The 25,640-nt window shown below is 35.1% G+C and carries 28 protein-coding genes; 8 read left to right on the top strand and 20 right to left on the bottom strand.

All coding sequences use genetic code 11. The features are described from left to right. Nucleotides 1-195: 195 nt before the first annotated feature. From JJJ02_RS10480 to JJJ02_RS10470, 3 genes are read right to left on the bottom strand one after another with little or no spacing between them, the layout of a single operon-like run. Nucleotides 196-1,503, bottom strand: coding sequence for an MFS transporter (locus JJJ02_RS10480; protein ID WP_240837277.1), 1,308 nt, complete (start codon nucleotides 1,501-1,503; stop codon nucleotides 196-198). 48 nt (nucleotides 1,504-1,551) lie between these two features. Beyond that, a complete protein-coding gene (locus JJJ02_RS10475) occupies nucleotides 1,552-2,283 on the bottom strand; it encodes a KinB-signaling pathway activation protein (protein ID WP_240837279.1) in 732 nt (243 codons plus the stop codon). A 12-nt stretch (nucleotides 2,284-2,295) separates the two neighbouring features. Further along, a complete protein-coding gene (locus JJJ02_RS10470; RefSeq protein ID WP_240837281.1) occupies nucleotides 2,296-3,354 on the bottom strand; it encodes an Mrp/NBP35 family ATP-binding protein in 1,059 nt (352 codons plus the stop codon). Nucleotides 3,355-3,525: 171 nt separating this feature from the next. Between JJJ02_RS10470 and JJJ02_RS10465 the strand changes: the two genes are divergently transcribed. Continuing rightward, a complete protein-coding gene (locus JJJ02_RS10465) occupies nucleotides 3,526-4,983 on the top strand; it encodes an alpha-amylase (RefSeq protein WP_240837283.1) in 1,458 nt (485 codons plus the stop codon). Nucleotides 4,984-5,032: 49 nt separating this feature from the next. On the opposite strand, the gene JJJ02_RS10460 is transcribed toward JJJ02_RS10465, so the two are convergent. The 3 genes from JJJ02_RS10460 to JJJ02_RS10450 form a co-directional block, all read right to left on the bottom strand. After that, the gene (locus JJJ02_RS10460) at nucleotides 5,033-6,007 is read right to left on the bottom strand and encodes a VOC family protein (protein WP_240837285.1); all 975 of its coding nucleotides are present in this window, start codon (nucleotides 6,005-6,007) and stop codon (nucleotides 5,033-5,035) included. A gap of 82 nt (nucleotides 6,008-6,089) precedes the next feature. Continuing rightward, nucleotides 6,090-6,500: a MarR family winged helix-turn-helix transcriptional regulator gene (locus tag JJJ02_RS10455; protein ID WP_111717505.1), complete on the bottom strand. Its 411-nt coding sequence runs from the start codon at nucleotides 6,498-6,500 to the stop codon at nucleotides 6,090-6,092. Nucleotides 6,501-6,564: 64 nt separating this feature from the next. Then, nucleotides 6,565-7,035 (bottom strand): SepA family multidrug efflux transporter, encoded by a 471-nt coding sequence (locus JJJ02_RS10450; protein ID WP_240837287.1) that lies wholly within the window; start codon nucleotides 7,033-7,035, stop codon nucleotides 6,565-6,567. 207 nt (nucleotides 7,036-7,242) lie between these two features. Here JJJ02_RS10450 and galE point away from each other — a divergent pair, with 207 nt between their 5' ends. Then, entirely contained in the window at nucleotides 7,243-8,217 is a 975-nt protein-coding gene (gene galE / locus JJJ02_RS10445; RefSeq protein ID WP_111717501.1) for a UDP-glucose 4-epimerase GalE, read from the top strand. A 47-nt stretch (nucleotides 8,218-8,264) separates the two neighbouring features. Here galE and JJJ02_RS10440 read toward each other — a convergent pair whose 3' ends face one another. The 8 genes from JJJ02_RS10440 to JJJ02_RS10405 all read right to left on the bottom strand — a co-directional run bounded on the left by JJJ02_RS10440 (nucleotide 8,265) and on the right by JJJ02_RS10405 (nucleotide 15,735). Continuing rightward, on the bottom strand, nucleotides 8,265-9,824 hold the full coding sequence (locus tag JJJ02_RS10440) for an amidohydrolase (RefSeq protein WP_240837289.1): 1,560 nt from the start codon (nucleotides 9,822-9,824) through the stop codon (nucleotides 8,265-8,267). Nucleotides 9,825-9,889: 65 nt separating this feature from the next. Continuing rightward, the gene (ypfJ, locus tag JJJ02_RS10435; protein ID WP_240837291.1) at nucleotides 9,890-10,858 is read right to left on the bottom strand and encodes a KPN_02809 family neutral zinc metallopeptidase; all 969 of its coding nucleotides are present in this window, start codon (nucleotides 10,856-10,858) and stop codon (nucleotides 9,890-9,892) included. 92 nt (nucleotides 10,859-10,950) lie between these two features. Beyond that, a complete protein-coding gene (locus JJJ02_RS10430) occupies nucleotides 10,951-12,042 on the bottom strand; it encodes an efflux RND transporter periplasmic adaptor subunit (protein ID WP_239241925.1) in 1,092 nt (363 codons plus the stop codon). 116 nt (nucleotides 12,043-12,158) lie between these two features. Beyond that, on the bottom strand, nucleotides 12,159-12,407 hold the full coding sequence (locus JJJ02_RS10425) for a hypothetical protein (protein ID WP_146608875.1): 249 nt from the start codon (nucleotides 12,405-12,407) through the stop codon (nucleotides 12,159-12,161). 11 nt (nucleotides 12,408-12,418) lie between these two features. Then, nucleotides 12,419-13,600, bottom strand: a complete 1,182-nt coding sequence (locus JJJ02_RS10420) for a UTP--glucose-1-phosphate uridylyltransferase (RefSeq protein ID WP_240837293.1) — start codon at nucleotides 13,598-13,600, stop codon at nucleotides 12,419-12,421. Between the two features lie 61 nt (nucleotides 13,601-13,661). Continuing rightward, nucleotides 13,662-14,165 (bottom strand): metal-dependent hydrolase, encoded by a 504-nt coding sequence (locus JJJ02_RS10415; protein ID WP_239241928.1) that lies wholly within the window; start codon nucleotides 14,163-14,165, stop codon nucleotides 13,662-13,664. 192 nt (nucleotides 14,166-14,357) lie between these two features. Continuing rightward, nucleotides 14,358-15,047 (bottom strand): DNA alkylation repair protein, encoded by a 690-nt coding sequence (locus JJJ02_RS10410; RefSeq protein WP_240837295.1) that lies wholly within the window; start codon nucleotides 15,045-15,047, stop codon nucleotides 14,358-14,360. Beyond that, complete coding sequence (locus JJJ02_RS10405) at nucleotides 15,031-15,735, bottom strand: hypothetical protein (protein ID WP_240837297.1); 705 nt, start codon at nucleotides 15,733-15,735, stop codon at nucleotides 15,031-15,033. The genes JJJ02_RS10410 and JJJ02_RS10405 overlap by 17 nt, the downstream gene beginning before the upstream one ends. A gap of 165 nt (nucleotides 15,736-15,900) precedes the next feature. Between JJJ02_RS10405 and rarD the strand changes: the two genes are divergently transcribed. Then, entirely contained in the window at nucleotides 15,901-16,806 is a 906-nt protein-coding gene (gene rarD / locus JJJ02_RS10400) for an EamA family transporter RarD (protein WP_240837299.1), read from the top strand. An 18-nt stretch (nucleotides 16,807-16,824) separates the two neighbouring features. Here the strand turns inward: rarD and JJJ02_RS10395 are convergent, their stop codons facing one another. Further along, entirely contained in the window at nucleotides 16,825-17,988 is a 1,164-nt protein-coding gene (locus JJJ02_RS10395; RefSeq protein ID WP_240837301.1) for a CynX/NimT family MFS transporter, read from the bottom strand. Nucleotides 17,989-18,148: 160 nt separating this feature from the next. Here JJJ02_RS10395 and JJJ02_RS10390 point away from each other — a divergent pair, with 160 nt between their 5' ends. The 4 genes from JJJ02_RS10390 to JJJ02_RS10375 all read left to right on the top strand — a co-directional run bounded on the left by JJJ02_RS10390 (nucleotide 18,149) and on the right by JJJ02_RS10375 (nucleotide 20,050). Next, nucleotides 18,149-18,412 (top strand): SunI/YnzG family protein, encoded by a 264-nt coding sequence (locus JJJ02_RS10390; RefSeq protein ID WP_239241933.1) that lies wholly within the window; start codon nucleotides 18,149-18,151, stop codon nucleotides 18,410-18,412. Nucleotides 18,413-18,698: 286 nt separating this feature from the next. Then, entirely contained in the window at nucleotides 18,699-19,415 is a 717-nt protein-coding gene (locus tag JJJ02_RS10385) for an SDR family NAD(P)-dependent oxidoreductase (RefSeq protein ID WP_240837303.1), read from the top strand. Nucleotides 19,416-19,427: 12 nt separating this feature from the next. Further along, entirely contained in the window at nucleotides 19,428-19,754 is a 327-nt protein-coding gene (locus JJJ02_RS10380) for a heme oxygenase (protein WP_240837305.1), read from the top strand. Then, entirely contained in the window at nucleotides 19,751-20,050 is a 300-nt protein-coding gene (locus JJJ02_RS10375) for a hypothetical protein (protein ID WP_239241935.1), read from the top strand. Before JJJ02_RS10380 ends, JJJ02_RS10375 begins: the two co-directional genes overlap by 4 nt. A 45-nt stretch (nucleotides 20,051-20,095) precedes the next feature. Here JJJ02_RS10375 and JJJ02_RS10370 read toward each other — a convergent pair whose 3' ends face one another. From JJJ02_RS10370 to JJJ02_RS10360, 3 genes are all read right to left on the bottom strand, one after another. Next, a complete protein-coding gene (locus tag JJJ02_RS10370; protein WP_111717378.1) occupies nucleotides 20,096-21,442 on the bottom strand; it encodes a YjiH family protein in 1,347 nt (448 codons plus the stop codon). A gap of 158 nt (nucleotides 21,443-21,600) precedes the next feature. After that, nucleotides 21,601-22,101, bottom strand: coding sequence for a GNAT family protein (locus JJJ02_RS10365; protein WP_111717376.1), 501 nt, complete (start codon nucleotides 22,099-22,101; stop codon nucleotides 21,601-21,603). 80 nt (nucleotides 22,102-22,181) lie between these two features. Continuing rightward, a complete protein-coding gene (locus JJJ02_RS10360) occupies nucleotides 22,182-22,811 on the bottom strand; it encodes a tetratricopeptide repeat protein (protein WP_099578734.1) in 630 nt (209 codons plus the stop codon). 213 nt (nucleotides 22,812-23,024) lie between these two features. Between JJJ02_RS10360 and JJJ02_RS10355 the strand changes: the two genes are divergently transcribed. Then, a complete protein-coding gene (locus JJJ02_RS10355) occupies nucleotides 23,025-24,158 on the top strand; it encodes an MFS transporter (protein WP_240837307.1) in 1,134 nt (377 codons plus the stop codon). 94 nt (nucleotides 24,159-24,252) lie between these two features. Here JJJ02_RS10355 and JJJ02_RS10350 read toward each other — a convergent pair whose 3' ends face one another. Further along, on the bottom strand, nucleotides 24,253-25,011 hold the full coding sequence (locus JJJ02_RS10350; RefSeq protein ID WP_240837310.1) for a class I SAM-dependent methyltransferase: 759 nt from the start codon (nucleotides 25,009-25,011) through the stop codon (nucleotides 24,253-24,255). Nucleotides 25,012-25,022: 11 nt separating this feature from the next. Beyond that, entirely contained in the window at nucleotides 25,023-25,553 is a 531-nt protein-coding gene (locus JJJ02_RS10345; RefSeq protein ID WP_111717368.1) for a DNA-3-methyladenine glycosylase I, read from the bottom strand. Nucleotides 25,554-25,640 lie beyond the last annotated feature (87 nt).

Below are 25,640 nucleotides of genomic sequence, written 5' to 3'. Positions count from 1 at the left end.
TTTTTCACTTTGTTATTTTCGATGTCTTAAAACTGTGCATCGCTTGTTTTCAGCGACTTTTATATCTTATCAAGATGGATTACTTTCGTCAATACTTTTTTAAAACTTTTTTGTTTATTTTAAAATTAATTACGGAATGCTTACTGTTAAGCAAAATAAAACAGCGATTGAACGAGCATTCAATCGCTGTAATGATTAATGAACTACCTTATTTTTAAAGACGAATTGATAGATGATGATTAAGAATGAGGCCACTAAAATGCCAAAAGCCATATTATTATCTATCGTAGTAAATACGTTACTGTAATAGAAGAAAGACATAATAATCGATCCTGTCGTTGATCCAATAAATTTAAGCAAACTATAAGTGCTCATCATACTACCTAATTGATGAGGCGCTGCGCTTTCCTGTATCGTTACAATATTCTTTGTAAAAACTGTACCAAAAGATAGGCCTAAAAATGCTGATGCGATCGTTACCGCTATCGCATGATCAAAAATGAATATGATCAAACTTCCGATAATCATATATAAGAAACTTAATTGATAGACACGTTGTATCGTAAGTTTTGTTTCGAGCGTCTTCAATACAAATGTTGAAAGCAACCAGAATATCGAAATCGTAAATGTAGTCAGTCCTGCAAGCAAAGGACTCAATCCCTTTTCTGTCTGAAGGTAAATTGGCAGAAAGATATTTGTTCCCATCATGATAATCGCATATAGCATATCCGTACCCATCACGATGCCTATCCTCTTATTAAATGCTTTCACTGGGATAAACGGTTCGTCAATTCTGCTTTCATATTTTATGAATATGATTAATATCATCATCGCTAATATAAATAAAGCAGCATGAATAAACCAATGTGTTTCTATCAATAATGCACAAAGCAAGCTTCCAAGAAAGATATAAAAGTATATCAATCCTTTAAAATCAAATTTACTTTCTTGTTTCATTTCTTCAAACTTAAAATATTTAATGACAAGAAAAATTGCTAAAAACGCTAAAGGCACATTGACGTAGAATAAATAACTCCAATTAAGATACGTCAAAATAAGTCCTCCGAGTATCGGACCGACGATACTCGAAATACCCCATACCGATCCAACGATTCCCATCACTTTATAGCGGTAAGGAATTTCAAACGCTATCTTCTGTATGATATTCCCCATCGTCATCATAATTCCTGCACCTAACCCTTGCACTAATCTTGATGCAAGCAACATTTCAAATGTAAACGATAGTCCAGATAACATACTACCGATTATAAAAACAATAATACCGAGTAGCATTAACCGTTTAGCACCTAGCCGCTTCATCAATTCTCCAACAATAGGTGTTACAATTACAATTGCTATCATATAAGTAGTAAAAATCAATGCAAGTGACTTTGTTGCATTTAAATCTTTCCCTATCGCGGGCGTCGCAAGTGAAATTATTGATGTTTCAATCGCACTCATAAACATAATAATCACTAATGCACTAATTAATCCTCTTTTCATCTTATCCCTCCATAGGAAAAATCAGATTAAACTTGCGTCTAATCTGATTTATCTTTTCTTTCTATTCGATTTCTTTTTCTTATGCGATACAACCTGTGTTGATTTTGACTGTTTTGTATTCTGTACTGTTTCAATAACAGGTTCTACCCATGTACCTCGCGCTATTTTACGTGCTTTACGTTCTTCAAATGATAAACGATTGTACTTCGGCAATGATAATAACTGAAATGCATTACATAACAGCAAACTAAATATCGTGCAATATAGCCACATCATATCTTTTACTTTTAAAAATGGAATCAATTCAACAGTTGTCATCACAACCATAAAGAACATTGCCGGAATAAATACATTCTTTCCTGTAAGTTTATTCTTATAAATTGCAACTGCAACTCCAAAAATAACGATAAGCAATGGAATCCAGATAAATTTCAAGATATCTCCGTCCTGTTTACCGAAACGTAAATATCTGAAATACACTAAATCAATTATCGCAAACAAAATAATTACAGCCTGAATAGCATTCCATCCGTTCTTGAATATGCCTTGACCCATTTGATGAATAAAGAGATATGCAAAAAATGCCAGCTGGGAAATTGATGCAATCAGCAACCCATAACCCATAAACCAAACTAATGCGGCTAAAAATTCACCTATTTCACCTTTCACCAAGTAAACGGTCAGTTTGTCATATCCGAAAACTAAACTGACAAGCACTGTACAAACAAGGCCGATTAATAAAGTAATACCGTAAAATTTACCTAAATTCTTTAAAGTCACTTTAATACCTCATTACTTTTCTTCTGTTTTATTAATAATGCGCTCTGCCATATTTAAATAAATTTGGCCTAGTTGATGATCTTCAGCATAAACTGACGGTGCAAAAGCTTCTTCAGTCCAGTCAGGTTGTGCAAGTGGTAATTGTCCGATTAATTCTGTATTTAACTCAGATGCTAACTTCTCTCCGCCACCTTTACCAAACACATATTCTTTCTCTCCTGTCACTTTGCTTTCAAAGTATGACATGTTCTCCACTACACCTAATATTTCATGATCTGTGTGAATTGCCATAGCACCCGCACGTGCTGCAACAAATGCTGCTGTCGGATGAGGCGTTGTTACAATAATTTCTTTACTCTTCGGTAACATTGTATGAACATCAAGCGCCACGTCCCCTGTACCTGGTGGTAAATCTAAAAGGATATAGTCTAATTCTCCCCAATTTACTTCCTGGAAGAAGTTATTGATCATTTTACCTAACATTGGACCACGCCAGATAACTGGTGTATTCTCTTCTACGAAAAATGCCATTGAAATAACTTTTACCCCGAAACGCTCAACTGGTTTAATTCTATTTCCTTCAATTTCAGGTTTTTCTGAAATCCCCATCATATCAGGTACACTAAATCCGTAAATATCCGCATCAACTAACCCAACACGCTTTCCTAAGCGTGCTAATGCAACTGCTAAGTTAACAGAAACTGTAGATTTACCTACGCCGCCTTTACCAGAAGCAATCGCAATAAAATTCACTTTATCATCTGGTGAAATCAATCGTTCAATTTCAGAAGATGACTGGCCACGGAATTGTTCTAAAGCTTCGTCATCTAATTGTTCAAAACGAAGTCCAACAGTGTTTGCTCCATTCTCTTTTAATACTTCAACGATCTTCATCTGTAGATCTAGCTGTTCTTGTCCACCAAGTTTCGCGATACCGATCTTTAATGAAACATGATTTTTCTCTTCTTTAACTGAAACTTCCTTTACCCCACCAGTTTCTTTTAACGGAAGATTCACAACCGGATCATTTAACTTTTCGATTAATTCAATAACTTGTTCTTTTGTCAGCACAATAAACGCTCCTTCTCATTTCTAATAGCTATAGTTTAACAAAAGATTGTCACTTTGTATAAATTAATTTCTTATTCTAGGTTATATTCTATTAAAAGGGCTATAATAGATTACGGATTAAATTGAAAATAACGAAGATATACATATTGTACACATTTAAAGGAGACCACTATGACTAAAAACTACACTATTATGCAATACTTTGAATGGCATTCAAATGATGATGGTAATCACTGGAACAGATTAAAGGATGAAGCTGAATCACTTAAAGAAAAAGGCTTTGATGCAATCTGGTTACCACCGGCGACTAAAGCTGATCACGTCATGAATACCGGCTATAGCGTATATGATTTATATGACTTAGGTGAATTCGATCAAAAAGGACAGGTTCGAACAAAATACGGCACGAAAGAAGAATTAATCGCAGCAATCGAAGCACTTCATGAACAAGACATTAAAGTTTATGCGGATGTCGTTCTAAATCATAAAGCAGGTGCCGATGAAGCTGAAACAGTACGCGTTGTAGAAGTTGATCCGAATGACAGAAATTATGAAATTTCTGAACCATTTGATATCGATGCGTTTACAAAATTCTATTTCCCAGGGCGTAATAAAAAATACAGTGCGTTCGAATGGAACTATACACATTTCAATGGTACTGATTATGACCATCGTACTGGACGAACGGGTATATTTAAAATTTTAGGTGAAAATAAAGACTGGAATGAAAATGTCGATCAGGAAAAAGGCAACTTCGATTATCTGATGTTTACAAATGTTGATTATCAACATCCCGACGTACGCGAAGAGACAATTAATTGGGGTAAATGGTTTATCGATACATTAAATATTGATGGTATGCGTCTTGATGCAGTAAAACATATTGAAAGTTATTTTATACGTGACTTTGTACATGCAATGCGCGAACATCGCGGTCAAGATTTCTATTTTGTCGGTGAATTCTGGAATCCAGATCTTGAAGTGAATGAGAACTTTTTAGATGAAGCAGAATACAGCTTAGATTTATTCGATGTAAGACTACACTTTAACTTTAAAGCTGCTTCAGAAGGTGGCGCTGCTTATGATCTACGTCAAATATTTGATGGCACTTTAGTGAAAGAGAATCCTGAGCAAGCAGTAACTTTTGTAGACAATCATGATTCGCAACCAGGAGAAGCTTTAGAATCATTTGTTAAAGATTGGTTTAAACAATCTGCATACGCCCTTATCTTACTTCGTGAAGATGGTTTCCCATGTGTATTCTATGGCGATTATTATGGTATTGGCGGAGAACATCCAATTGATAGTAAACAGATGGCGATTGATCCTTTACTCTATGTCCGTAAATTAAAAGCCTATGGCCAGCAAGATGATTACTTCGATCATCCAAATGTTGTCGGTTGGGTTAGACGTGGATATGCTGAAGATAAATCAGGATGTGCTGTCATCATTAATAACAGCGAACAACCTGCTGAAAAACAAATGTTTGTTGGCGCAGATCGTGCCGGACAAACGTGGTATGACTATACCGACACCATTGAAGAAGGCGTGGTTATCGATGAAGAAGGTAATGGTGTCTTCAAAGTAAATCCAGGCAGTGTGTCTGTATATTGTGAAAAAGAAGCATAATTAAAAAGATGACTGATCAATTAATCTGATCAGCCATCTTTTTTAAATATTATAAATGTTTCACTTCAGGTAATGGTTTCACTTGTGATTCAATCCATTTGCGTTTTGCTTCAAGAAATGGTGGTAAAGATAAACTTTCGCCTAATGATTCAAGCGGCTCATTCACATCAAATCCTGGACCATCCGTTGCAAGTTCTATCAATATGCCTTGTCGCGTTCTAATATAAAGCGATTTAAAGAAATGACGATCTACGAACCCACTAGATGGTATATTATTTTCTTTAATAAAATCTATCCACTCTTGTAATGCATCTTCATCTTTAACACGCAGAGCAATATGATGCATGCTACCTTTACCTGGACGTTCTTTCGCTTCAGTATTATGCACTACTTGCAATTCATCGCCAGTGCCACCAAGGTCTGAACTAAACGTTAGTATTTGCTGTTGTGTGACTGGATGCACAAACGATCCAGTACTTCTATAGCCGAATATTTCTGTTAATACACTACTAAATCCTTCTGCATCTTGAACATCCATCTTAAACGGCCCAAGACCTGTAATACCAAATTCAACGGGTACAATACTTTTCTCCCATGGTGTACCTGCAGCTACACCCGAATTTGTACGGTCTGAAACTAACGCGAGACGTTGACCTTCAAAATCTTCAAACTCTAATGTTAGTCTACCGTTAATCTCAATCGGTGTATCATGATACACATTATATTGCTCAAAGCGTTCTTTAAAATAATGTATCGCTTCATCGCTTTTTACGCGCAATGCTATTTGCGAAATACTATTTGTCCCGCGATATGTGCTGCCGACGTTTGGTATTTCAAAGAATGTAATGTCCGTACCCGGATTTGCCACGCCATCTGCATAGAATAGATGATACATCGACGGATCATCCTGGTTCACTGTCTTCTTCACTAAACGCATCCCTAATATTTCAGTGTAAAATACTAAATTTTTTGCAGCATCTTTTGTAATACCTGAAGCATGATGTTGTCCTAATATTTTTCTCATGTTTATCTACCTCTTTTAATTTTAAAGTTTATTTTAAAGTTTTATATTAAATTTATTCCGAAAATTTATTCCCGTTTCACGATTATTTATGTTTTATCTTTCGAAGCAACTGTAATAATTCTTTTTGTTCCTCCTGATTAAGTCCACCAAAAAGTTCTTCCTGCAATGCAGTGTGTTTAGGTCTCAGTGTTTCAATAACGTGTTTCCCTTTGTGGGTCAATCGTATATGTTTCACTTTCCATTCCTGCGAACGTTCTATTAACCCATCGGCTTCTAATTTCTTAAGCAAATGCGTAATATTCCCTTTCGTGACAAACATTAATTCTGATAATTCATTTTGTGTACATCCAGGATGTGTATCTATTTGATTCAAACAGTCGAAGTGACTAGATGAATACCCTGTCTCTTTTAATTGTTCATTAATTTCTTTCAGAATATCGTTATAAATGCGTGCGATATTAAGCCACACAAGATAACTTCTATTGGTTTCCATCTTCTCACCTCTTTTATCAGTTTAATATTAAACTGATAAATGTCAATAGACTAGCACTGAAGTACTAGTCATCTTCTTTATTCAAATCTTCACTATCAGGATAGAATATTTCAGTTAAGTAATAAAGTAAGCTTATGACTGCCAGTATAACAAAGAAATTTATCTTGATATGCTGGTAATTAATATGAACACCAAAATAAAACACGATTGTTGATATACCAATCGTCAATAAATGGAAGTACCATCCTTGAAAATATTTATTATCTGGTTGCATGCTTTTTACGTCATCTAATATATATTCTATGACGACAAGCAGGAAATAACCTATCGCAATATATGATCCATAATAGAAACTATTATCCATCACATTCTCATTATACGTAAATTCAGCCAGCCTGAAATATATAAGAATACGACTTAAACCATACATTCCAAACGTAATCATCAAAATAAATGAGGCACCGGAGATTAATACAACTGATAAAACAAATAAAATCGTGAATATAGAACCTTTAGGAAATTTAAATTGTTTCATCAACTGCCCCCCTCATTATTTTTCCATTCCCTTTTTTTTGTGCTAAATAATCTAAATATAGATTAACAAAGTATTTTGTTTTTGTGTAAAATAAAATAAACAAGGTTTTTATTTTACGTTTCAGTAAAATTTATACTTTTAATATTTGTTCTATTGAATTTTATTGTATAATAAAGGAATAACTTAATCGTTAAAGGAGATTTACACATGAACACTATATTGGTTACTGGTGGTGCTGGTTATATCGGATCACATACAGTTACAAAGTTGCTTAATTCTAATTATAACGTAATTGTGGCTGATGACCTATCAACAGGGCACAAAGATGCAGTTGATAGCCGTGCAAAGTTTTATCAATGTGATGTAAGCGATGAGAAACAGTTCTCAAAAATATTTGATCTTGAACAGATTGATGCAGTCCTACATTGTGCCGGGAAGATTGTCGTTAGTGAGTCTGTAAAAGATCCATTAAATTATTTTGAACATAACGTATGTGGATTAAATAGTGTATTACGTGTTATTGCAGACAAAGGTGTAAACAAATTTATGTTCTCATCAACGGCTTCAATCTATGGCAATAATTCATTTAATATTAAAGCAGTGGAATCTACACCTATTGCTCCAACTAATCCTTACGCTGAATCAAAACATATCGGTGAACAAATGATTCACTGGGTAAGCGAAAGATATGGTATCAATTACGTTATCTTTAGATATTTTAATGTGGCTGGTGCAATGCTGGATGGGTCTAATGGACTGCGCACAAAAAATCCAACTCACTTAATCCCTTCTATTAACAGCACATTGCTCGGGAAAAGAGAAGTGTTCGAAATCTTTGGCGATGATTACAACACAGAAGATGGTACATGTATTCGAGACTTTATCCATGTCTTCGATCTTGCAAAAGCACATCAACTTGGAATGGATTATTTATTTAACGATGGTACATCAACTGTATTTAACCTGGGTACAGAACAAGGTTATTCAGTAAAACAAGTTGTAGATGCAGCGCAAAAAGTAACCGGCCTGACACTTAACAAAAAGATATCAGAACGTCGTGGTGGAGACCCGGATTTTGTGCTAGCGAATGCTACGAAAGCACGTGCTACGCTTAACTGGTCACCAGAATATACATTAGGCGATATGATTCTTTCTGATTATAACTGGCGAAAGAAATTATAGATGCATATAAAAAGAGTCACACAATAAAATGTGTGGCTCTTTATTAGTTATTTTAAGTTTTCAGCTTGGTATACTATTTTTCCATCAATTACGGTTGCAGCTACTTCGATACCCTGTAACTGATATCGCTCCACTTTAAAAGGGTCCTCTTTAAGAATCGTAAAATCAGCAATCTTACCTTCCTCAATCGTTCCATATGCTGGTACATTATCTGCAACTTTAGCTGCTTCAGTCGTATAAAGTGATATCGCTTCAAAGACACTGAGTGCTTCTGTCATATTATAGCCATCACTTTTATCATCTGCTGCTTTACGATTTACTGCAGCAGCAATACCTGATAGTGGTCTGAAATCTTCTATCGGGCTGTCAGAACCTCCTCCGCAAATAATGCCTTTATCAAGTAATGATTTCCATGGATAGCTGTAACGGATACGCGATGCACCGACTCTTTCGATTGCCCATGGAAAGTCAGAAGCAACAAACATCGGCTGTATGTCACATATTATATTAAGTCGCGCCATTCTTTCGATTAAATCTTCTCTTAAGAAACTCACATGTATCAATCTATCTCTGCCACTGCGCGGTGGATAAGCTTCTATCGCATCAAGCACCATTTCAACTGCTTTATCCCCGATCATATGTACAGCAATATTTACATCTAAATTGCGTGCTTTTTTCACTTGCTCGGCAAGTTCATCTGGCGTATAAATCGCGAGTCCATATGTATCTTCATCACTATACGGTTCGCTAAACAAAGCAGTTCTACCACCTAATGCTCCATCTGCATAAAATTTCATCGCATCTGGTCTAAAATAATCATTATATTCAAACGCATATTGGACGACATCTTCAATGACCTCCGTATGGCGTAAAATATTTATTCTAAAAGGATTATCCTTATTAATAACATTTTTATATGCATTCAACACATCTTTGAAATCATTATAGTAAGCAAGATCCTCTGTATGAACACCTGTTAAACCTGCCTGCGTAAATTGCTGTACTGCATATTCAACGTGACCAGTTAGCGATGCTTCATCTTCTATTGATGCAACTTCTAACATCGCTTCCATTGCATTGTCATGCACCCAACCGTTTAACACGCCATCTACCTTCTCATAATGCCCACCTGGCATATCAGCTACATTGTCATTGATATTAAAATACTCAAACACACTTGAGTTAACAATTGCTGCATGTCGGCAAACACGTTTAATAATCACCTTCTTGTCAGTGATTGCATCAATATCATCTTTCGTTATTTTATATCCATCTAATTGATTTTCATTATAGCCTTCACATATTAAAAAGCTGCTATCATCCATATTTTCAGTTGCATTACGAATTTTTTCGATGATAATCTCTATATCATCATCATCTTTAAAATTTACACCTCTCAGTGCAATTCCTGTTCCAACAAGATGAATATGTGTGTCTACAAAACCTGGAAACATTGCGTTTCCATTTAAATCTATGTATTTAACATCTTTTAAATCCGGTACTTCCTGATAAATTGCTTTTATGTGATTGCCTTCAACAAGTACTGCCTGAACTGTTTCATCCTCACGCTTCATCGTATAGATCGGACCGTTAAAATATAGTTCCAAGATTACCCCTCCAAATAAAAAAAGATATACTAATTAATATTAGTATACCTTTATTATCTGATGATTTAAAATTCTAATCCTAAAGCTTTAAATGTATCGCCTTCACTTAAATCGCCGGCTTCACAACCTTTTTTAAACCATTTCATACGATCAGCACTTGATCCATGTGTAAATGTATCTGGATTTGCTCTACCAATTGCTTTTTCCTGAATCGTATCATCACCTACAGCATGCGCTGCTTTAATCGCTTCTTCTAGGTCACCTTCATCAGTGTACCCCATTTCCTGTGCATGTTTCGCATACACACCAGCTAAATAGTCTGCCTGTAACTCAACTGCAACTGAATATTTATTGTATTCAGTTTCAGATAATTGATTTCTTAATTGGTGGAATTTCGGTAGGATACCTAATTCATTTTGGACGTGGTGACCTACTTCGTGTGCAATAACATAAGCCATCGCAAAGTCTCCAGGTGCATTAAACTTTTTATCTAATTCATCCATGAAAGATAAATCAATATAAACTTTTTGATCTGTCGGACAGTAGAAAGGTCCCATCTGTGCGCTTGCATTACCACAGCCTGAACGCACACCATCCGTATATAGCACTAGTTTAGGTTCAGTATATGTACGATCATATTTCTTAAATAATTCATGCCATACATCTTCAGTATCTTTAAGAACAACTGACGCAAACTGACCACGTTCATCTAATGACTGTTCAGTCTTAGTATCAACTTGTTCAGCCTCTTTCTTCACATTACCTGTTTCAAAAGGATTATCTTGAGAACCAGAGCCACCTGATGTTGCGCCATTATCTTGTGTTTGTTCTTGTTGTGAAGGATCTCCACCAAGAACACCACCTAAATCTCCAGGGTTCCCCCCCATTAACATAAAAATAATCACGGCTATAACACCTAAACATCCCATTCCGCCTCCGCCGATAACCATCGGACTTCCGCCGCCTGAGAATCCGCCACCAGATCCTCTTGCATCCTCAACGTTCGAACTACCTTGTCGACCTTGCCATTTCATATACGTTCCCCCTACTCGGTTGATTGCTAACATAATAGTTAATATTACTTACCCTAAATTGCTATGTCGCAATCATAAAAATGTTATAAAATTTATTTAATCGCTTTTATAGCATCGATTGAAGAAAGACCATCAACGACAAGGTACTGACCATTTACAAAACGTTTCACTTTAACTTTCTCTTCATTTACCTGATCACCATAGATTTTATTGACGTAATATTCTTTTACCGGGTGTGCAAGTTTCTTTTTATTTTTATGTGTTGTTAACTTTTTCTTCACGTATCGCTCTGGTAACCAAATATGATCTTTATAGGATAGATGAATCTTAACATTCATCTTATCTCCGACGTATAGATTTTTATGATGATCTAAACTACCTTGATATAAAAAGCGTTGTGTATCAGCTTCAGGATTTACTGCCAACTGCTCATATGTATCCACAGTTCCATTGTATGATTTATCTTTGTTTTGCACGTGTTTAGCATCAAATTTTAATCCTTCTTCAAGGAAGTCAATCTGCTTTCTGCTTGCTGTTCCTTCTACAAAGTACTTCTCGTCTGTCACAACCAGAATCGGTTTTTTCTGTGCTTTTTCTGAGAATTTCTCAATTTGAGCTTTATCCAGTTTAACAACTTTTCCGTCCGTACTTGCTTTAACTGTTAATTCATCTATCTTACCTGAAATTTGTGTCTGCTTTTCCTTTAATATATCAATATTGTTCTCTGCTTTAGATAGTTCAGAATCCAGCCAGTTTAACTGAGCTTCAATTTCATCAAGTTTATTTTCAGAAGAAGTGTCGCTTTCCATCATTTCCATCGCTAGAATTTGTCCTTCAATCTGATCTTTCTCAATCATCTTGTTATCTAATGAAAGACCAACTTCTTTTTCTTTAGAGAACAGGGCTTCATCATTATATGTGAACAATGGATCACCTTTTTGGACGGTATCTCCTAGTTCCACATGCATGAGAACCGGCTCTTTCTGTTCACCTTCCTGAAAATAGTTCGATAAGTTCTGTTTAACTTTACCATCGACATTTAATACGTGTGTCTTTATACGTTCATCAATTTCAATCGTATTCTTCTTATCCTGTTCATTTAAGTATAAAAATATGACACTTGCTAATACCAACGCAAGTACAATTAACGATAAGACAACCGGCAAAAACCATTTATTCTTCATTACATTCACACGCCCTATGCCAAAATTTCAATTTATAATGCACAACACATTACACATCGTTTATTACTTTTATCTACACATCCAGAAGATTTAATTTCTCTTCTCTAAACTTAAAGCTATTTAATGAGACGGTCATCATCTGATTTAATATGCGCATTAAAATCATCCATATTAATCTTTTTCTGAGATTGATAATACTTATACGTTAATCCGATAAGCATTAAAGCAGCAAATAAAGATACAAACCCCATCCAGCTGACTTCTCCTCGTCCGGGACCAATGATGTAATAGTATGATAAATAGAGATTTATAGCCACAAGCGCTAACATCATGATAATGACATAAATATGTGTTTTAGATTTCAAATGGTTCACCTCTACAATAATTTATTATTGATTAAGTCCTGACGTGCTGTTTCAACACTATCTTTTCCTTCTTTATTCTTTAACGGACTAAATTCACTTGCACGGTCCACTTGTAATGTCTTAAATGATTGACCATAACGGAAGATGTCAAAATAAAACTTTTCAAACTTTAATGTTGATTGTTTTACAGGATTTAATTCACCGTCTAATTGTTCTAAGTTCTTGATTGCTAAGTGATAGGGTAGTTCGCTTTCAGCATGTGCTATTAAATAATCTAATTTAAAGATGTGAATACCAATATTTGCGTTGCGATATGTATTCTCTTCACCTTCAGGTAATTCAGTGTACTCCATAACTTGTTTAACACCTTCAACTTCAATAACACGTCCTACACTTTCATTATCCTTAGCTGCAATTGTCTTTGTAGTAACATCTGACTGACTGTCTACAGCTAATCCACAAAGAATTGGATCTAACACTTTTACGAGAACATTATCAATATTATTAATGTAAAGATATTCTACGCCTTTGTCCTTTAAAGCGTTGTTCACACCAGTTGAATGTAATGCTTCAAAAATACCACCATTGCCATTCGGCGTTGTAAGAAGTGATTGTTCTTTATTTAACAATAATTCACCTGACTCACTCAATGCCACGATATTCGGTTGCTTAAAGAAAGTAATATTTTCTTTTGGCATACCAAAATAATGATGTGCTTCAAAGTAAGCTAATGTTTCCTCGTGATTAATGTCACTTGTCATAATTGTCCATGGTATATTGATACTATATGCTTCATTGTAAGTAATAATTTGTTCAGCCTGAAATTCAAACAAACTTTTCCCATCAAATTCAAATGTACCTTTAGGTCCTGGATGTTCTAAACGTGTACCTTGACCACCTGCCATCAATACAGGTGCTATTTTAAGTTGTTTAATTGCTTCTAACCCTTTTTCTTTATATGTAATACGCATTTCTTCTGACATTTCATCTTTAATGATTGTCTCAACGTCTTTAATTTCACCTTGTGGTAACTTTACCTCTCGATTAACATAAACTTCATCATATAACTTTTGGATGCTATCAAAGTCCTGCTGTTCCAGCATATTTTGTAACTCAACCTTTTTTTCATCAGATAAGTGCTCTAATTGTGTTGCTAAAGTTGTATGACCGTATTGTTTTAATTTATTGTTCATCCGTGAAATTCTCCTTAGACTTTATTATTTTAAAATTATGTTTATTCATATTTTATCATGATTAGTTTAGCCATACTAATGTTCTATGAAACATTTCTGTATAAAATAGATACATCGTTAACACACTAAAAGTCGTTGCAAGTGACAAATCTAAAATCCCTCCAGTCTTAAATGTAAAAGGGAAAACAATCTTCTTATTTATCGGGAAGAATAAAGTTACGCCACGCGGTGTTAACATATCTAATAACAAATGGCTGATTACACCGATTACTGCACTGATCACATATATCGTATTAACATTCAGTACAATGAGTAATATACCTGTAAGTAACATAAAAAAGATTGAATGCGTCAGTGTACGATGCCCAAAAATAAGTGCAATTAACGAACTGATTGGCCATATCTTTTTCCCGAGCTTGCTACCAGCATGGCAAATATCAGGTACGATACTAAACAGTGCTGTAGTACCGATAATACCAGCGAAAGAACTGATATCATAAGCAGCATGCATACCATAAGATGTGCCGATCAGCACACCGAGTGCTATATGTGTTTTTCCAGTCATTAGACACATCTCCTTCATATTTGACACTTCTGTGAAACACATCACATATCCATTGAAATATATTTCACATATTATTATACTAGCATTATAAGTCAATGAGTATTAAATAAATGAAATAACCCCCTTTATTTCGCCCAACTCATTCTAGTCAAATGTTTATAACTACATTTGAACACAAAAAATCGACTCATTTTAGTTTGAGTCGATTTTTTGTGTTCTTGTCAGCCATTTTAAAGCTTCACGTTCTGACAATGGTGAGAGTTTATTGGAAGAGATAAAATCTTTTACGAATACAGCATTCGTCTTTGAATATTCTCTTAGTACCCAACCAATCGCTTTACGAATAAAAAATGCTTTATCATCTTTCGTATTTAGAATAAATTCTGTGAGCAATATTTCGTTCATTTTATCCTTATATTTTAGTTGATGTAAAAGACTAGCGCGTTGTAGCCAGAAGTTATCAGAACGATTCCATTCTCGCATCTTCTGTTCTCCTATGTTACGTTCTCTTAGTACTATTGACCCAACGATATTCGGTGCGATTGTATCTACCGAGTCCCACCAGCTATGTGTCGTTAAAAGTCCTTCAATATAATCAAGATCAGTCACATTAAACAACTTTTCTTTTTTATTAAGAATCACCATACCAATATAGTGATATTCTCGTTCTCTCTCAAGAAAACAATCGTCCACCAGTGTTTTCACACCTTCTTTAGTAGCTGGTAATCCCTGTTTAAATAATACTCTCATTACAGGCGCAGTTACACTCTTCTTAATACCGAGAAATGGAAAGTTATTTTTCATATAACTTTCCATCGAATGTTGATGATCATTATTTTTTAGAGGAATGTATGCTGCTTTAATATCATTGATTGTTATCATCTGAATTGTCCTGCACTGCTGACCTCGATTGTTGCGCTGTATCCTCTTTTGTCAGCGTATTTTTTTGTTCTGTCGTTTTCGGTTCTGTCGTTCTTACTTCATCAGATTCAGAAGTTTGAGGCGGTTCTGTCGTTTTCGGTTCTGTCGTTTTCGGTTCTGTCGTCTTATCCGGTTTAGCAGGGATGACTTCAGTTGTAATCGGGACAGTGCTCTTCTGTTCATTTGTGACCTTCTCTTGTTTTTCAATCGTTTTCTCTTCAGTTTCGGTTTGAACTGCCAAATTACATTGACCACTTCTACAAATATAGCCCTCACTCGTCAGATTGTTCCACGCTTTCGAATATTCAGAAGTGTGACTAATATCCTGACAATCAGCTGTTTTTTCTTTGCCCGGAGTTACAAGGCAAGTTCTTGCAAGATTATACCGTTCTGTATCATAACCTCTTGATGTTTGAACAGTTTTAGTTGTAGTTGTAGTTGCTGTACTGTTTTTTTCTTTCTTTTCTTTCGTACTATTCTTTTCTTTTTTTGCTGTTTTTTTAGTATCATCAGTCTTTTTCTTATCAACTGGTGGTTTTACTTTCACTTCTATATCAGGCTTATGATCGACTTTTTTAGGTGCATCTTCTGCCTTACCACACGCACAAAGTACTACTGACATGAGCAAAATACTTATCCACTTTTTCATTGTTTCTCTCCTTAGATGTATGAAATTAACGACATACAATGTAAGTATTATACCACATGCACTAAAAATGTGTAGAAACACTATTTATCCTGTACTTAAGCATCATTTCAGCACGACATAATAGAGTTTTGCTATGATGATGATAGAAAAGGCGGAGGTGTATATATGCAGGAAAATACAAAAGGGGTACTATATGCAGGTGGTGCATATTTATTATGGGGATTACTTCCTACATATTGGCGTTCAGTCAATACCTTCAACCCTTATGAGATATTATTTCATCGCGTTATCTGGTCAGCTGTATTTATGGTGATCTTGATTGTCGCATTAAAGAAATGGAGCACCTTTAAAACAGATACGAAAGCGTTATTCAATCGTAAAAAAGAATTGATTGCACTGATTATCGCTAGTATCGTAATTATGGTGAACTGGGGTATATTTATCTGGGCGATTAACAACCATCATGTATTGCAGGCTAGTCTTGGATATTACATCAATCCATTGATGAGTATCGCACTTGGATTTATTTTTATGAAAGAACGTTTTAATATACTAGAGACGTTTGCGATTATCTTTGCAGCAATTGGTGTATTTTATATGACAATCAGCAGCGGTACTTTCCCACTCATATCAATTATTCTTGCTATGAGTTTTGCATTATATGGGCTGATGAAGAAGTTTGTCAATATCGATGCTATCTATAGTATCGCACTTGAAACAATCATATCATTACCAGTAGCAATGCTTGGTCTCTTCCTATTAGCAAGACAAGGTGAACAGCACTTCGGTATGAATCACACGAGTTTTCTAATACTTTTTGCCGGGGTCGCTACTGCAGTACCACTCATCATGTTTACAGCAGGCGCAAAGCGTATCCCATTATCTTTAATCGGCTTCTTACAATATATTTCACCAACTTTAATATTGCTACAAGGTGTCTTTTTGTTCGGGGAGTCATTTAGTATGACCGACCTTATAACATTCTTCTGTATATGGACGGGTCTTATCCTTTATAGTTATAGTAAGTATATGCAATTTAAGACAATGAAACGTAAAAAACTGCTCAGTTAACATCACTGAGCAGTTTTTCTATTCAAAGATATATTTATTCTGACTTGAGATAAAAGCAAAAATAAACATCACAATCGTAATCACAAAGAACATAATATAACTCGGTGTGTGACTATTAAATACATCATGTAAATATCCGAGCAACATCGGACCGATAGCAGCTACAAAATACCCGACGGATTGACTGAAACCAGACAATTCAATCGCATCTTCAGTAGTCCTGGCACGTAGTGAGAAGAACAACATGCATAAACTAAATGCCGCACCACCTGCCAGACCAGTCGCTATCATGGCAATTACGATAAATATCGTCTTGTTAACTAGCAATGCACTGAAGCCAATTAGAAATAATGCTGTAAATAAATACACAAGTGGACGTTGATTTTTCATTTTCATTGCAATAACAGGCATTAGAAAAGTCATCGGCAACTGAGCAAACTGATTGAGCATTAAATAATAACCCGCTGCTTCCTGACTAACGCCATATGACATTAAAATATCAGGAAACCATGTAACAGTTGAATAAAAGTTCATCGACTGAAATCCCATCATTAAAGCAATTGCAATCGCAAGTTTAGATTTATATATAGGACGCTTACTTTCTGTTACAGTTAATCTTGGATTATATTTCAGTTGTGGCATCCATAGTAAAATACCTGCAATACTAAATAATATCCAGAATCCTAATGAATATTGATACCCTCCATCATTAACCATACTCAATGGCACACTTAAACCACCACCGATACCTGCTGTCATATTCATCGTTGCAGCAAACACGCCCGTCATCAATCCCATCTGTTGAGGGAAACGCCATTTTACAAAGCTCGGAAGTATTACATTTCCTATCGCTATGCCAATACCAATCAATACCGTACCCGTTAACAACATAGGGATGTTAGGAATAATACGAATGATAAGACCACAGAGTAGAATAAACATGCCAATCATCAATGCAGCGCTCATCCCTACTGAACGAGAGAAACGCGCCACAAACGGTGATACCATGCCAAACATCATCAGCGGAATCGTTGTTAGCATTCCAAGTAAGGCTTTCGGAAGATCTAATGCTTCACCTATTTCTGAAATCATCGGGCCAATTGCTGTAAGCGGTGCTCGTAATGTCGAAGCAACGACAACAACACCGAGTAGTAATATCAACATTTGAATTTTTTTATTCAATTTTGTCCTCCTTAATCGCTCTATTTTTAACGATTGTTTGTTAATTCAATCATATCACGTAATTTTCATTTTTTTTCGGGAAAAAACATCGGTTTAATTGTAAGTCGTCATAAAAAGGAGTATATTTATGGTATCAAATAAATAAGGATGTGTATTAAAAATGGCAATGAGAATTACTAAGAACGATAAAGAAGTAAATATCAAATGGCGTGTTGCTGACATCACAATTCCGAACGAAGACATCTTAGGCGTAAAAGAAGATACAAACATCTACGCTGGTGCAGATGAGAATAACGATGAGAAAGTAGTACGTATCGGTTCAACTTTTGGTAAAACTAATCGTATCCTTTTAGACACTAAAGATAAAAAATACATCATCTACACACACAACGACAAAAAAATCATCAATGAATTAAATAAGTAATTGTAATACGATGGAGGCCGGGTTTATATACGGCCTCTTTTTATGTTTATTTGTATTATATTTTTTGCCCGTCTTTGCCGGATAATACGCGTATCCGGAAAAGATGACACATCTCTCACCTATTTTCCGCCTGTCTTTTCCGGATAGTACGAGTATCCGGAAAAGATGACATACACTAGCACCTATTCCACCACTCGCCTTCTTTAATAAGCATCATCATTCATATTACTATCCTCTTTCCACCAAGTTTTGTTACTATAAACGTGAAGATAAAGGAGGCAATACAATGGAACAATTAAAAGGAAAAGTTGCTTTAATTACAGGTGGTTCTAGTGGTATCGGTCTTGAAATTGCGAAAGCTTTAGCACAGGAAGGCGTAAATATCGCAATTACCGGACGTAACTTTGATAAGTTAGAATCAGCTATCACAACACTCGATCAATACGACATCGATACGACAGCAATTGTTTGTGATAATAAAAATGCAGAAGATATAAAATCATGTGTCGCACATGTTCTTGAAACATTTGAGCGAATTGATATATTAGTAAATAACGCAGGTGTAATGAAAAATGCACCTTTCTTAGAAACATCAGAAGCATTATTAGATGAGCTCATCCAGACAAATGTATACGGTCCATTCCGCTTTATGCAGGAAGTAGCACCAGTCATGATTAAACAAGGTCAAGGCGATATCGTTAATATGAGCTCTATGTCAGCAGTGAATGCTAATGCCAATTCAAGTGCTTACTCAGCTACAAAATTTGCACTTTCTGGTATGTCTGATAGCTTTATGCGAGAAATGCGTCCGCATAATATCCGTACATTTCTTATTCACCCTTCAGCAGTGCTAACAGACTTAATCGGTGAACCGTCACTTGAACCTGAATCAATGACACACCCTGAAGATATTGCTGAAGTTATTGTGAGCCAATTAAAATTAAATCGACGTACATTTGTTAAACACACTCAAATCTGGGCGACAAACCCAATTAAAAAATAAGGATGTAAAATAATGTATATCGTAACAAATAGAATTAAAATGAAAAAAGGTTTTGCTGAAAAAATGGCACCAATGTTTACTAAAGGTGGCGACATTACAGAGCTAAAAGGATTTACTAAAATCGAAACTTGGTCAATTCAGAATTTAGATGAATATGACGAACTACATGTAAACACATGGTGGGAAACTTTAGAAGATTTCGAAGCATGGAAAACAAGTGATGCATTTAAAAAAGCACACGTACAACGCGGTAATAAGTCAGAATCTGAGAAACAGGACTCACCGATGTTAGGTTCAGAAATAGTAATTGCAAAGCTTGAAACAGAGGTTAGTAAATGATTAAAGTTGTATTCACCTACACAACTAAAAATGAATATCTACCTGAACTGATGCATAAGTTTCAAGTATCTGCGGATCCTAAATTTAATTCAACGCCATCGAGTACTGATATTAAAATGTATAGACAAACAAATGATACAACTACGACAATCGTACTAGATATTTTCTACAATTCAATAGCTGATTACGAAGCACGCACAGCGTTTGAACGTAGTCAAGAGGATTGGAATGCCATTTGGTTTGCAGTTGATACTAAACATACACTTGAGTCGGTAGAAATATATGAATGTTTATAAAAAGAAGCCCGAACTGCTTAAACAGTTCGGGCTTGATTTTATACCTTAGAAGATTAAATGTGCCATAAGCGTAATAATTGGAAGACATATAATCGTTCTCATCAAAAAGATAACAAATAGCTTCGGTAAGCTGACCGGTATTTTAGAACCTAAAATTACCCCACCTACTTCAGATAAGTAGATTAATTGAGAAATACTGAGTGCACCAATGATAAAACGTGTTAAATCTGACTTTACATCTGAGATTAAAATTGAAGGCAGGAACATATCTGCAAATCCAATTAATATCGTTTCAGATGCAGCAACTGCGTCTGGTATTTGCAATAAATTAAGTAAAGGTACAAACGGCAGCCCTATATATGTAAAGAACTTCGTATGTTCTGCGACAATCGTTGCTAATGTTCCGATTGCCATTACAACAGGTAATACGGCAAACCACATATCCCCAACAGTCTTCACCCCTGATAACCAGAACAGCTTCCATCCTGGTGCTTTAATCGCTTTAACTGTCGCATTGTGATAACCATAACTTACAATCGTATGTCCTTCAGGTGTCGTCTCATCAATAATTTCTGTACTGCCATCTGCATATTGATCTGGCACTTTTGATAATGGCCAGATACGTGGCATAATCATCGCTGCAATTAAGCATGATACGATAACTGTCCCGTAAAAGGCGAAGAAATGATTCATTAACCCTACTTGATCACACACTACTATCGCAAACGTAATCGATACAACTGAGAATGATGTTGCAATAACAGTCGCCTCTCGACGTGTAAAGAAATTCCCTTCATATTGTTTCGACGTAATCATTACACCTACTGTACCATCTCCGATAAATGAAGCTAAATTATCTACTGCAGAACGTCCCGGTAATGTAAATAACGGACGCATTACTTTTGAGAACATCGGTCCTAAAAATTCAAGTAAACCATAATCCATTAAAAATGGTAAAAACAGACCTGCAAAGAAAAAGACTGCAATTAAAGTTGGCAATAACCCAGAATAAATTAATTGTCCTGTGGCTTCTGTATCAACAAAAGGAACATTCATTTTAAAATAAACAATCGTTGCAAATACTGCACCTATTAACCTAACAATGCACCATATCCAATTCACATTAAATAAAGTATTAATATAAGATGATTTAGGTTTACTAATAAAACTAAAATAAAATGTAAATAATATCGAAATCATAATTACACTATAAATCAATGTTGGTGTTGTATTACCCAGTACATTTAAAAACCACTTGGCAAGTACAGCCACAGGCAAACTCGTCTTACCATCAACTTGTAGTGGTGTTAAAAATAAAAATATACCGATAATACTTAAAATAATAAATTTCAGCTGACCTATCTTCCAGGTCTTCTTATCATATTGTTCCATTACGTTCCTCCATTTTTTATTCACAAAAATTAATATTTATACATTAACACACTAAAATTACTGTGTAAATACCATTTCAAAACATTCATTTTTTTGAATATTCGAATAATAAAGACCATAATAATACCCAATCGATAATTTCGATTGGGTATACAGTTTTATTTTACTTCTTTGTAATATAAATTTTTATCAGGGATACTTGGATGTAAATGCATATTACCTTTTAACAGTTGCCAATCATTCTTATAGTAGAATGTATTCGCAACGATATCATGTACATCACTTGTTAAATAATATTTACCTGCAGGAAGTGCTGCAAGTAACTTCGTTCCTATACCGCTATGCTTGCTACTCTTATCAACAGCGATTGAAAGAATCTCAAATGCACCATTTAATTTCTCTTTCTCATCAGCTGTTAAATATCGATCGATTAATTCACGATAAAATTGTTTACTTTCACTCGGATAGCCATACAAATAACCATTGATATTACCAAACTGATGACTAATCAATGCTTTAAATCCTGGTGTTTCACTGTATTTTAAAATATTTGCAACCATTTCTTTATGGCTTCTCGCATCTTCGAAATTTGTTAAATAAATCTCAGCAATTCGATCCACAGCATCTTGAAGTTGTTCTTTTGTTAGTTCCTGAATCATGCCAATCACTCCTCGTCAACCATTATGAAAACCTTTTCATTATCATTATGACCTTTTATAACGCTTTTGACAATGAATTTTTAGAAAATTGCCGCTTCTAAAGCTTCAATTTCAGCAACACCCATATCATCGCCATCTTTACGGAAATAGCGTTTCGCTTCTGTGAAGTAAGATTTAGCTTTATCCATCTCTTCCTGTGCAGCATATAATTCACCTAATGCACGGTTAGAAATCGCAATACTTAAATCATCTTCTGACTGTTCAGCTAATTTTAAAGATGCTTCAAGTGACGCTTTCCCTTCATCATATTGATTATTTAATAATTGTACATATCCTAACTCGTATAAATTTACAGATTGTTTAATCGTATCATCACTAAAGTTAGCATCGATTAATTCAGCTTCTTTCTTAAAGTATGCAATCGACTGATCAAACTCTGCATCCATTCTTTCTACTAATCCTAATTGATGATATGCCATTTGTTGTTCTTCTGCATCTTCAGAATTTAATAAGTTATTTAATGATTCGCGTGCTTTATCAAAGTGATTATCTGCTGCATAAATATATGCCGCATTTAATTGATAGTCCGCGTAATCTTCATCACCTGGATTGATATGATTTCCAATTTCCTGTAATAATTTTGTCGCCTCTTCAATATCCCCATTCTCAAACTGTTCAAATACTAAATCGATTTGTTCATTATAATTCATTGTCATGCTCCTCGCTTTGTTTTGTTTGTTGTAATAGACTTGTTGCTATTGCTGCAAATATATCACCAATAAATGAAAGTATTGCTCCCATGATGCTCACCTCTCTTTTATTGTATAGTGTTTATCATAATTATTCATCTGATAACATAAGGATGTACTTTTTTATTTTTACTGATATAATTTCTAATGCACGCTATATTGAAAGGATCTATTATGACACGCCTTAAATTATTTACTTTTATACTTAGCATCTTTGTTGTTGGAATGGTGGAACTCGTAGTTGCAGGTATCTTAACGCTTATCAGTGATGATTTAAATATTAATCAATCACTGACCGGTCAATTAGTCACTATCTACGCTTTTACGGTTGCTATTTGTGGTCCAATCCTCGTGAAACTTACCGAAAGATATAATCCGAAATGGATATTGCTCATCAGCATGATTATCTTTATTATCGGAAATACGATTAATGCGGTTGGGGATACATTTACTGTCATCGTCATCGGACGGATTATCGCTTCTGCGGCATCGAGTATCATTGTCGTGAAATTATTAGCTTTAACCGTAGTATTAAGCAGACCTGAAGAACGCGGGAAAATGTTAGGTCTTGTATACATCGGATTTAGTGGCGCTAATGTATTTGGCGTACCTCTCGGCACAAAAATCGGAGAAATGTTCGGTTGGCGTGCGACATTCTGGATGATTGTTATAGTAAGTATTATTGCAACCATCCTCTTAATGCTTCAGTTACCAAATAAAATTAATGTACAAGCAGAAGATGAAAACAAACATTCAAAACTACTGTATCCTAAAGAAGCTGCAAAATATATTGGTATCACATTCTTTATATTAGCTTCAAACTATATCGTGTTTACTTATATTAGCCCGTTAATGATCAGTCATGGGTATACGCTGCAACACGTCTCTATTCTATTATTTGTTTGTGGTTTAGGTAGTATTGCGGGAACAAGTTTAGGTGGGATGATGGCAGATAAAATTGGTAGTAAGCAATGGTTGATTATCGCCTTATCTGTATTTACGCTATCATTATTTTTCTTTAATATCGCTTTACCATTTTACTTCGTATTACTATTCGTGATGCTTGTCTGGAATATCTTTGAATGGGGAACAAACCCAGCCATTCAAATCGGTATCATAAAGCAAGTAGAAGGTGATTCAAGTACTATCATGGCATGGAATATGTCAGCATTAAATGCGGGTATCGGATTTGGTGCGTTAATTGGTGGTATTATTGTAGAAACATTCTCTTTGTCTGTTGCGCCTTATTTATCAATCTTATTTGCGATTATTTGTTTAGGATTAGCTGTGTCCATAAAGAGAGATTAATTTTAGTCAGAACAAAATAACTAAAAAAGAACACACTTTATCTATTGAACTGATAAAGTGTGTTTATTTTTTATTATAAATATTAGATGTAAATTTATATTGTTCCGTAATAAAGTACTGATTCATTTGGCACGATTACTTTGCCATCTTCAGCGAACGCATCGAACAGGTTCGCTAACTTTTCTACAAACGTATCATATTGTCTATCGCCTTCCACTAAAGCATACGATGCGGATAACGCACGATCGATAAATCCTTGTTTGTCATATGTTAATGGAAATTGATATGACTGCTTATCATATTGACCTTCAAAAAAATCTGAGATACTTTCTTCAGAATACTGTACCCCACCACCATAACCGATAAATCCTTTAAAGTTTGGACAGAACGCTGAATAAATTTCTGCGGTCTTTACATTAATCGGTGCTTCTTCTATACGCGTATTCCAGACAAGACAAACCGGGCCATTCCCTTTTAATATTCTTCTGCATTCTGATTTAAACGCATTTTGATCAAACCAGTGAAAACTTTGTGCTGCAGTAATCATATCAACGGTATGAGATTCAATTTCTGTACTTTCTGCTGGTCGTTCATGTATTTCAAGTTCTTTACACTTTAGTGCCAGACGGAGTTGTGCTGCCATCGCACTATTCGGTTCAATCGCAATAACTTTTGCGCCTAAATCCAGTAATAGTTCAGTGAATATACCAGTCCCCGCGCCGATATCAGCAATCGTTGTCGTCTCATCAATTGAAAAAGTTTCTTTCATATAATCCATTAACGCACAAGCATATTTAGGTCTGGAATTCCGATACTGTTCTACTTTTTCACTAAAAAGTTCATTACTATCCATATAACACCTCTTTAACGTAATCGATCTTGAATGATACCTATTGCACCTAAAAATCCATAAATTATTACCGGTCCGACAAATTTAAAACCACGTTGCTTCAAATCTTTACTAATTTGTTGAGATAAAGCGTTATCTGCAGGCACTAAACTTTCTTCTTCAAAATATGTAACCACTGGTTTAAAGTCTGTAAATGACCATATGTATCGATCAAAACTACCAAACTCCTGCTGAATCTCAATAAATTTCTGCGCATTATTAATGATACTACCAATCTTTAATTTATTTTTAATCATCGCATCTGACTTCATCAGCCGATTAAAATCATCTGCATTATAATTTGCGATTTTATGATAATCAAATTGATCGAGTGCAGCACGTATGCCTTCCCTGCGTTTCAATATTGTCAGCCATGAAAGACCTGCCTGCATACCTTCAAGAACAAGCATTTCAAAGAGATACGCATCATCATGCGATGCAATACCCCATTCATTCTCATAATATTCGGCCATCAATGGATGACTATCTGCCCAGGTAAATCTCATGCTATCACCTTTTTTCTTTGTAAATTACTTACTTATTGTATCATTTAAGCAACCACTCTACTACCACAAAAAAAGCACACAATATAA

This window comes from Macrococcus sp. PK, from assembly GCF_022501545.1.
Taxonomy (GTDB): domain Bacteria; phylum Bacillota; class Bacilli; order Staphylococcales; family Staphylococcaceae; genus Macrococcoides; species Macrococcoides epidermidis.
Note: the sequence above shows the minus strand (reverse complement) of the source record. Positions and strands in the feature narration are given on the sequence as shown.